Source organism: Acinetobacter sp. OYA S30 (assembly GCF_033599315.1).
Taxonomy (GTDB): domain Bacteria; phylum Pseudomonadota; class Gammaproteobacteria; order Pseudomonadales; family Moraxellaceae; genus Acinetobacter; species Acinetobacter baumannii.
The window spans coordinates 21550-29127 of record NZ_JAWVAV010000041.1 but is presented as its reverse complement, the minus strand read 5'-3'; the positions used below and the strand labels follow the sequence as shown (position 1 = coordinate 29127).

Here is a 7578-nt window from a genome sequence, read left to right as displayed (position 1 = left end):
TGCAAGAAAGAAATCAATAGAGAATTATTTAAATATAGAACTACAAATCATTTTTGGATGCTTACTCGGTTCTATTAGATTGAAAATTGAACTAAACGGCAGAATATTATAAAACTATAAAAAATTAGAAATAGGAAAAATGAAATGGAATATAAAGGAAGTTGTCATTGTGGTCAGGTAAAGTTTGCCGCGGAAGGTGAGCTAACAGAAGCCTTATCTTGTAATTGTTCTATCTGCCAAAAGAAAGGGTCTTTACTTTGGTTCCTGCCGGCTAATCAGGTTACCGTTACTTTAGATTCTCCTGATATTTTAGCGAATTACACTTTTAACAAGCATGTGATTAATCATTATTTCTGTAAAAATTGCGGTATTCCTCCCTATGCTCAAGGTATAGATGCCCAAGGTAATTTGATCTTTGCGATTAATGTTCGATGTATAGATGATATTGATTTAGAAAAGATAAAAATAAATTATTTTGATGGGCGTTCTGTTTAATAACTATAAGGTTTATTCAATAATGACTAAAAAACAATTAACTTCAAAACAAATAGATATGTTGCTTGAATTATTAAAAAATAGATTTGAAAAGAATATACATCGACATAAAGAAATTGATTGGACGAATGTGCGAGCTAAACTCATTAAGTCTCCAGACAAACTATGGGCATTGCAGGAAATGGAAAATACAGGAGGAGAGCCGGATGTTATTGCTTATGACCAGCAGAAAGATGAATATTTGTTTATAGATTGCTCTGTTGAGTCACCGAAAGGTCGTAGAAGCCTTTGCTATGACCGAGAGGCCTTAGAATCTAGAAAAGATCAGCCTCCTAAAAATAGCGCAATAGACTTAGTCCAAGAAATAGGGGCTGAACTCCTAACAGAAGAGCAATATCACCAATTACAACAGCTCGGGGAGTTTGATCTAAAAACATCAAGCTGGCTTGCTACTCCAGAGGAAATCCGAAAATTAGGAGGAGCTCTTTTTGCGGACCGTCGCTATGGTCGAGTCTTCATCTATCACAACGGAGCCCAGTCATATTATGCAGCTCGTGGTTTTCGCTGCTGTTTAAGGGTATAGGTCTTGCGAATCAACTCGATCGTTTGGATTTGATATTTTATGCCAAGAAAATGGAGATTCTTGCAACTTTTGACTCATGGTAAACATGACAAGATATGTTCTGGAATTAAATAAAAACATCAGGACATTTCTAAAAATGCAGCTCAATCCAATTTACTATAATGAACAACATATAGCTTTTGCCGATAATGTTCGTAGATTTGTACAAAAAGAAATGACACCTTTCGTTAATGAATGGGATGAGGCTGAGACATTCCCAAGAGAACTTTATAAAAAGGCTGCCGAAATTGGATTATTGGGTCTAGGTTTTTCAGAAGAATATGGTGGTATTCCAGATGCAGATCCATTCTATTCATTACTGGCTGGTATCGAAATGGCAAAGGCGGGTTCAGGTGGGGTGCATATCTCGCTCATGGTCCATACCATTGGCGCCCCTCCCATTCAGCACTTTGGGAGTGAGGAGTTAAAGGCTAGAGTTCTGCCAGGTATTATTTCCGGTGAGAAAATTTCGGCTTTAGCGATTACAGAACCTGGTGGCGGTTCAGATGTTGCTGCATTACAGACTAAAGCTGTCAGAGATGGGGATTATTATATTGTTTCGGGCGAGAAAACATTTATTACATCGGGAATTCGTGCAGACTATTATACAGTTGCAGTGCGTACTGATCCGACAAAAACGGGTGCAGAAGGCATTTCAATGTTACTCATTGATGCACATAGTGAAGGTATTACTAAAACGCCTTTGAAGAAAATGGGATGGTGGGCATCAGATACGGCACATTTGCATTTTGATCAAGTACGAGTACCTGCATCAAATCTACTTGGCAAAGAAAATGCCGGTTTTAAAGTTATTATGAATAACTTTAATATGGAGCGGTTTTTCTTGGGAGTAGTCGCTTATGGGTATGCATTAGTCTGTTATGAAGAAGCTTTAGAGTGGGCACAGCAACGTAAAACTTTTGGTAAGCGATTAATAGATCATCAAGTAGTACGCCATAAATTGGTAGATATGGCAACCCAACTGACCTCAACGCGGGCATTACTTGAAGAAACAGCATGGAAAATGACTCAGCCGAAGTTACAAGGACCTGAGTTGGTGGCGCAAATTTCAATGCTTAAAAATGTTGCGACTCGCACTATGCAATTTTGTGCTGATGCGGCTGTACAAACATTAGGTGGTATGGGCTTTATGCGAGGTACCAAGTCAGAACGTATTTACCGTGAAGTGAAGGTCAATATGATTGGCGGTGGTGCTGAAGAAATTATGAAAGATTTGATTAGTAAACAGTTTGGTTATTAATTCTTATAAGGTGGACTTTGAGCCACCTTTTTTATTTCAAAGCCATTTCCCAGACCATTTCGGTTAACTCATCAATTTTGACTTTACCCTCAGATTTATACCAAGTTACAGTCCATGAAATTGCACCGCCAATTAAGCGTCGCCAAATAAAAGCATCGTGTTTGACTTTACCTTGCGTGCGTAACTTTTCTATAACGTCGAGCCAGATTTGTTCATATTCATTACGCATTTTTAAAAGATAATCTTGCTTTTCTTTTGATAGAGCGAACCATTCGTACACCAACACAGCCATGGCTGCACCAGTATCTCCAGTAATTGAGATCAGTTCGGCTTTAATAAGAGCACGTAATTGTTGTTCTGGGTCTGTATATTGAGTTGCTGCATCATTTAAACGGGCAAGATTATAAATAATGGTCTGTTCCATCACATGAGCGAGGATATCATCTTTACTTTTGAAATGATGAAATAAACTTCCCGATTGGATTCCAATAAACTGAGCAAGTTCACGAACAGTGGTTTTATCATAGCCTTGCTTATGAAAAAGATAGGCTGCACCGTGCAATAAACGGCCACGTGGACTGTCATCAAAGCAGGGGATATTTGGAATCTGTTCAATTGAGGTGGCAATCATGTGCTCAGTTTGTTCCTTTATCTAAAAGTCTATAGTGGAAATTTTCACTAAATTTCATCGCATTTCAGATTATTTGCCGAATTTGGAAGATTTGGTCAACATCACAATAACATTTTGCGCTTTACAAACCAAGCGCTTGCTTGGTAATGTTGAGGCTGATTTTTAGACAAAATAATGAGAAATAGAATGGCAAATAATCAGCAGGATGATCATCGAGTCGTAAAAATAGGGTGTGCCTCTGGGTTTTGGGGAGATACCAATACTGCCGCTTTTCAGTTAGTGCATTTGACCGATATTAATTATTTGGTTTTTGATTATTTGTCCGAAATTACCATGTCGATTATGGCAAAAGCGAAGATGGTAGAACCGAAACATGGTTATGCTTTAGATTTTGTCAGCCGAGTCATGGCACCTTTATTAAAAAAAATTGCTGAAAAAAAGATTAAAGTGATTAGTAATGCGGGTGGTGTTAATCCATTGGCTTGTCGGGATGCCTTGCAAAAAATTATTAAAGAGTATGGTCTAGATCTGAAAGTGGCTGTGGTGTTAGGTGATGATCTTTTGCCAAAACATGAGCAGCTAAAATCACAGAATATTCAAGAAATGTTTAGCGGAGAAGCGTTGCCAGAACAGGTGGCAAGCAGTAATGCTTATTTAGGCGCGGTTGCTATTCGTGACGCCTTAGACTTAGGTGCAGATATTGTGATTACGGGTCGTGTAGTTGACTCTGCTGTGATACTTGCACCCTTACTTCATGAATATCAGTGGCCTTTAGATGACTATGACAAATTGGCGCAAGGTTCGTTGGCAGGTCATGTGATTGAATGTGGAGCCCAATGTACGGGTGGTAATTTTACCGATTGGCAATTGGTACAGGGCTTCGACAACATGGGCTTTCCAGTGGTTGAAGTGAGTGAAGATGGCTCATTTGTTGTAACTAAGCCTCAAGGTACGGGTGGTCTGGTTTCTACTGCTACTGTTGCAGAGCAAATTGTTTATGAAATAGGCAATCCTCAAGCATATTTACTACCCGATGTCATTGCTGATTTCAGCCACGTGCATTTAGAGCAAGTCGGGGAGCACCGAGTTCGTGTGACGGGTGCAAAAGGACAAGCACCAACTACACAATATAAAGTCAGCGCGACCTATCCTGATGGTTATCGGGTTTTAGTGAGTTTCCTCATTGCAGGACGTGAGGCACCACAAAAAGCACAAGTCATTGCTGATGCGATTTTGACTAAGTGCGAACGTGTTTTAGCAATGCGCTCAGTGCCGCCATTTAGTGAAAAGTCTGTTGAAATTTTAGGTATTGAAAGTACCTATGGCGACCATGCCCAAACATTAAATAGTCGTGAAGTGGTAGTTAAAATAGCTGTAAAACACATGTTTAAAGAAGCATGTATGTTCTTTGCATCTGAAATTGCACAAGCTTCAACAGGTATGGCTCCAGCCTTGGCAGGAATTGTTGGAGGTCGACCAAAAGCATCTCCAGTGATTAAGTTATTTTCATTTTTAATTGATAAAAATCAATTGAATATTGAAATTGATTTTGAAGGCAAACGTTACCCAGTTGAGATTCCACAAGGGGATTCTACAGAGCAATTGCTTACATTAACGGCAGGTGAAAATGCAGTTTATCAAGGAGATGAAATTGAAGTTCCTTTGATTGAAATTGCGCATGCCCGCAGTGGTGATAAAGGCAATCATAGCAATATTGGCGTGATTGCACGTAAAGCAGACTATTTACCATGGATTCGTGCAGCACTAACTGAACAGTCTGTTGCAAGCTATATGCAACATGTCTTGGATGCTGAGAAAGGGCGAGTAATTCGTTATGAGTTACCGGGTTTAAATGCACTGAATTTTATGTTGGAGAATGCCTTAGGCGGTGGTGGTGTTGCCAGCTTACGTATTGATCCGCAAGGTAAAGCCTTTGCCCAACAGTTATTGGATATGCCTGTTAAAGTTCCGGCACATCTTTTAGAAAAATAAAATGAATGGATGAAACAAAGATGAGTTATCAATCAATATTTAGACCAGATGCTTTCGCCAATAAAGTCATTATTGTGACAGGTGGTGGCTCAGGAATTGGCCGTTGTACTGCACATGAGCTTGCAGCCCTTGGCGCTCAAGTAGTGATTACAGGACGCAAAATTGAAAAATTAGAGAAAGTAAGCCAAGAAATAATAGAAGATGGTGGTTTAGTTCATTTCATTGTTTGTGATAACCGTGAAGAAGAACAAGTGAAAAATATGATTGCCGAAGTGATTGAGAAATTCGGCAAACTCGATGGTTTGGTGAATAATGCGGGCGGCCAGTTTCCGTCAGCTTTAGAGAATATTTCGGCGAATGGTTTCGATGCAGTCGTGCGTAATAATTTACACGCAACTTTCTATCTAATGCGTGAAGCTTATAACCAATGGATGGCTAAACATGGTGGCAGTATTGTCAATATGACTGCTGATATGTGGGGTGGTATGCCGGGAATGGGACATTCTGGTGCTGCGCGTTCAGGGGTTGATAACTTAACTAAAACAGCATCGGTTGAGTGGGGCAAATCTGGTGTTCGTGTAAATGCGGTTGCACCAGGGTGGATTGTGTCATCCGGTATGGATAATTATAGCGGTGATTTTGCCAAAGTAATTATTCCAAATCTTGCTGGCAATGTACCGTTAAAACGTATGGGAACTGAGTCGGAAGTCTCATCGGCAATTTGTTATTTACTATCCGATGCTGCGGCTTTTGTGTCAGGTGTAACTTTGCGTATAGATGGCGCTGCATCGCAAGGGACACGCATGTACCCACTAGCCGAAGCAACAAATAGTCAATCTTATAATGGTTTCCACCGCGCGTTTATTCCTGAAATTTTTAAAAAAGATAAGACTGAGAAAGTCGAGCAAAGCAATAATTCAGGCTCGGAGTGAGGAATAAAAAATGACCATTCTTCAATCCGAAATTACTGTTGGTAGTGAACAGTATCAAAAGAATAAAGAGGCACTGCTTGCTCAGCTGAGTGAAGTCCGTGCAATTCAGCAAAAAAGCATTGATAAATCGTATGCTGCTAAACCGAAATTCGATAAAAAGGGCAAGATTCTGCCGCATGAGCGTATACGGTTATTGCTTGATGCTGATTCACCTTTCGTTGAGCTTTGTGGTTTGGTTGGCTACAACATGCATGATGACAAGGATGGCTCCGAAGCTGGTGGTGGTGTAATTGCTGGCATTGGTTTTGTCAGTGGTGTGCGTTGTCTGGTCTCTGCAAGTAATAGCGCGATTAAAGGCGGGACCATGTCTCCTATGGGCGTACAGAAAACTTTGCGTTTGCAAAAAATTGCCTTAGAACAAAAACTCCCGCTGATTACGCTGACCGAAAGTGGCGGCGCTAACTTAAATTATGCAGCTGAAGTATTTACCTATGGTGGTATGACTTTTGCCAATCAGGCACGTTTGTCTGCAGCAGGTATTCCACAACTTGCAGTGGTACATGGGAACGCAACGGCAGGAGGAGCTTATCAACCAGGTCTTTCGGATTATGTCATTGTAGTACGCAAACAAACAGAGATGCTTCTTGCAGGTCCACCTTTACTTCTGGCTGCCACGGGTGAAGTCGCCACAGCGGAGGAATTGGGTGGGGCGGAAATGCATGCGCAGGTTGCTGGAACCGCAGAATACTTAGCAGAAAATGATGCCGATGGAATTCGGCTTGCACGTGAAATTTTTGAACACCTCAACTGGAAAGAGCAAATCAAACCAGTTGATGTGACTTATAAAGAGCCTCGTTACGATACCGAGGAACTGTTGGGTGTGATTCCAAGTGATCCTAAACAACCATTTGATATGAAAGAAGTGGTTGCCCGCATTATTGACGATTCAGATTTTCTAGAATTTAAGCAGGAATATGATGATTTAACGGTATGTGGCTGGGCAAAAATTGGTGGTTTGCATATCGGTATTATTACCAATAATGGTCCGATTACCCCTCAAGGAGCAGTGAAAGCAGCGCAGTTTATTCACTTATGTGAACAGACTAACCGCCCGTTATTATTCTTACATAACACTACTGGCTTTATGGTGGGAACCGATGCCGAGCAAAATGGCATTATTAAGCATGGCTCAAAACTGATTCAAGCGGTTGCCAATTGTACTGTACCTAAAATTTCAATCGTTGTGGCAGGGTCATATGGTGCTGGTAACTACGCAATGTGTGGTCGGAGTTTATCGCCAGATTTTATTTTTGCTTGGCCGAACTCGCATGTTGCTGTAATGGGGGCTGCACAGGCCGGAAAGGTACTACGTATTGTTGCTGAAGGGAAACAAAAAGCTTCCGGGCAGGAACCGAATCCGCAAATGCTCGATTTTCTTGAGCAAAGTACGGCCATGAAATTAGAGCAGCAATCTACCGCTCTTTTCAATACGGCCATGCTACATGATGACGGCATTATTGACCCGCGAGATACCCGAAAATTACTTATTTTCCTTTTAGAAACTATTTATGAAGCACAGCAACGCGAACTAAATCCGACCCGTTTTGGTGTGTCTCGTTTTTAATCAATCTTTACCGTAATTAAA

General features: G+C 40.7%; 7 protein-coding genes. 6 read left to right on the top strand and 1 reads right to left on the bottom strand.

Translation table 11 applies throughout. The features are described from left to right. Window positions 1-144 precede the first annotated feature (144 nt). The 3 genes from R5R67_RS16160 (at window position 145) to R5R67_RS16150 (ending at window position 2378) form a co-directional block, all read left to right on the top strand. Window positions 145-495, top strand: a complete 351-nt coding sequence (locus R5R67_RS16160) for a GFA family protein (RefSeq protein ID WP_000455813.1) — start codon at window positions 145-147, stop codon at window positions 493-495. Window positions 496-514: 19 nt separating this feature from the next. After that, window positions 515-1078 carry a DUF4256 domain-containing protein gene (locus R5R67_RS16155; protein ID WP_000988423.1) on the top strand — a complete coding sequence of 188 codons (564 nt, stop codon included), beginning with the start codon at window positions 515-517 and terminating at the stop codon, window positions 1076-1078. A gap of 136 nt (window positions 1079-1214) precedes the next feature. Continuing rightward, the gene (locus tag R5R67_RS16150) at window positions 1215-2378 is read left to right on the top strand and encodes an acyl-CoA dehydrogenase family protein (protein ID WP_001176660.1); all 1164 of its coding nucleotides are present in this window, start codon (window positions 1215-1217) and stop codon (window positions 2376-2378) included. 31 nt (window positions 2379-2409) lie between these two features. Here the strand turns inward: R5R67_RS16150 and R5R67_RS16145 are convergent, their stop codons facing one another. Continuing rightward, window positions 2410-3009, bottom strand: a complete 600-nt coding sequence (locus R5R67_RS16145) for a TetR/AcrR family transcriptional regulator (protein WP_000562189.1) — start codon at window positions 3007-3009, stop codon at window positions 2410-2412. Between the two features lie 186 nt (window positions 3010-3195). Here R5R67_RS16145 and R5R67_RS16140 point away from each other — a divergent pair, with 186 nt between their 5' ends. The 3 genes from R5R67_RS16140 to R5R67_RS16130 are packed head-to-tail and all read left to right on the top strand — an operon-like array spanning window position 3196 to window position 7557. Further along, window positions 3196-5001: an acyclic terpene utilization AtuA family protein gene (locus tag R5R67_RS16140; protein ID WP_000002855.1), complete on the top strand. Its 1806-nt coding sequence runs from the start codon at window positions 3196-3198 to the stop codon at window positions 4999-5001. Between the two features lie 20 nt (window positions 5002-5021). Further along, window positions 5022-5933, top strand: coding sequence for an SDR family oxidoreductase (locus R5R67_RS16135; protein ID WP_000121937.1), 912 nt, complete (start codon window positions 5022-5024; stop codon window positions 5931-5933). Window positions 5934-5943: 10 nt separating this feature from the next. After that, a complete protein-coding gene (locus R5R67_RS16130; protein WP_000154087.1) occupies window positions 5944-7557 on the top strand; it encodes an acyl-CoA carboxylase subunit beta in 1614 nt (537 codons plus the stop codon). The last annotated feature ends 21 nt before the right edge of the window (window positions 7558-7578 follow it).

Excerpts from the sequence above, each read along its gene's own strand:
- R5R67_RS16145 (WP_000562189.1), bottom strand. The coding sequence starts at position 3,009 with ATGATTGCCACCTCAATTGAACAGATTCCAAATATCCCCTGCTTTGAT.
- R5R67_RS16135 (WP_000121937.1), top strand. The coding sequence starts at position 5,022 with ATGAGTTATCAATCAATATTTAGACCAGATGCTTTCGCCAATAAAGTC.
- R5R67_RS16140 (WP_000002855.1), top strand. The coding sequence starts at position 3,196 with ATGGCAAATAATCAGCAGGATGATCATCGAGTCGTAAAAATAGGGTGT.
- R5R67_RS16130 (WP_000154087.1), top strand. The coding sequence starts at position 5,944 with ATGACCATTCTTCAATCCGAAATTACTGTTGGTAGTGAACAGTATCAA.
- R5R67_RS16160 (WP_000455813.1), top strand. The coding sequence starts at position 145 with ATGGAATATAAAGGAAGTTGTCATTGTGGTCAGGTAAAGTTTGCCGCG.
- R5R67_RS16150 (WP_001176660.1), top strand. The coding sequence starts at position 1,215 with ATGCAGCTCAATCCAATTTACTATAATGAACAACATATAGCTTTTGCC.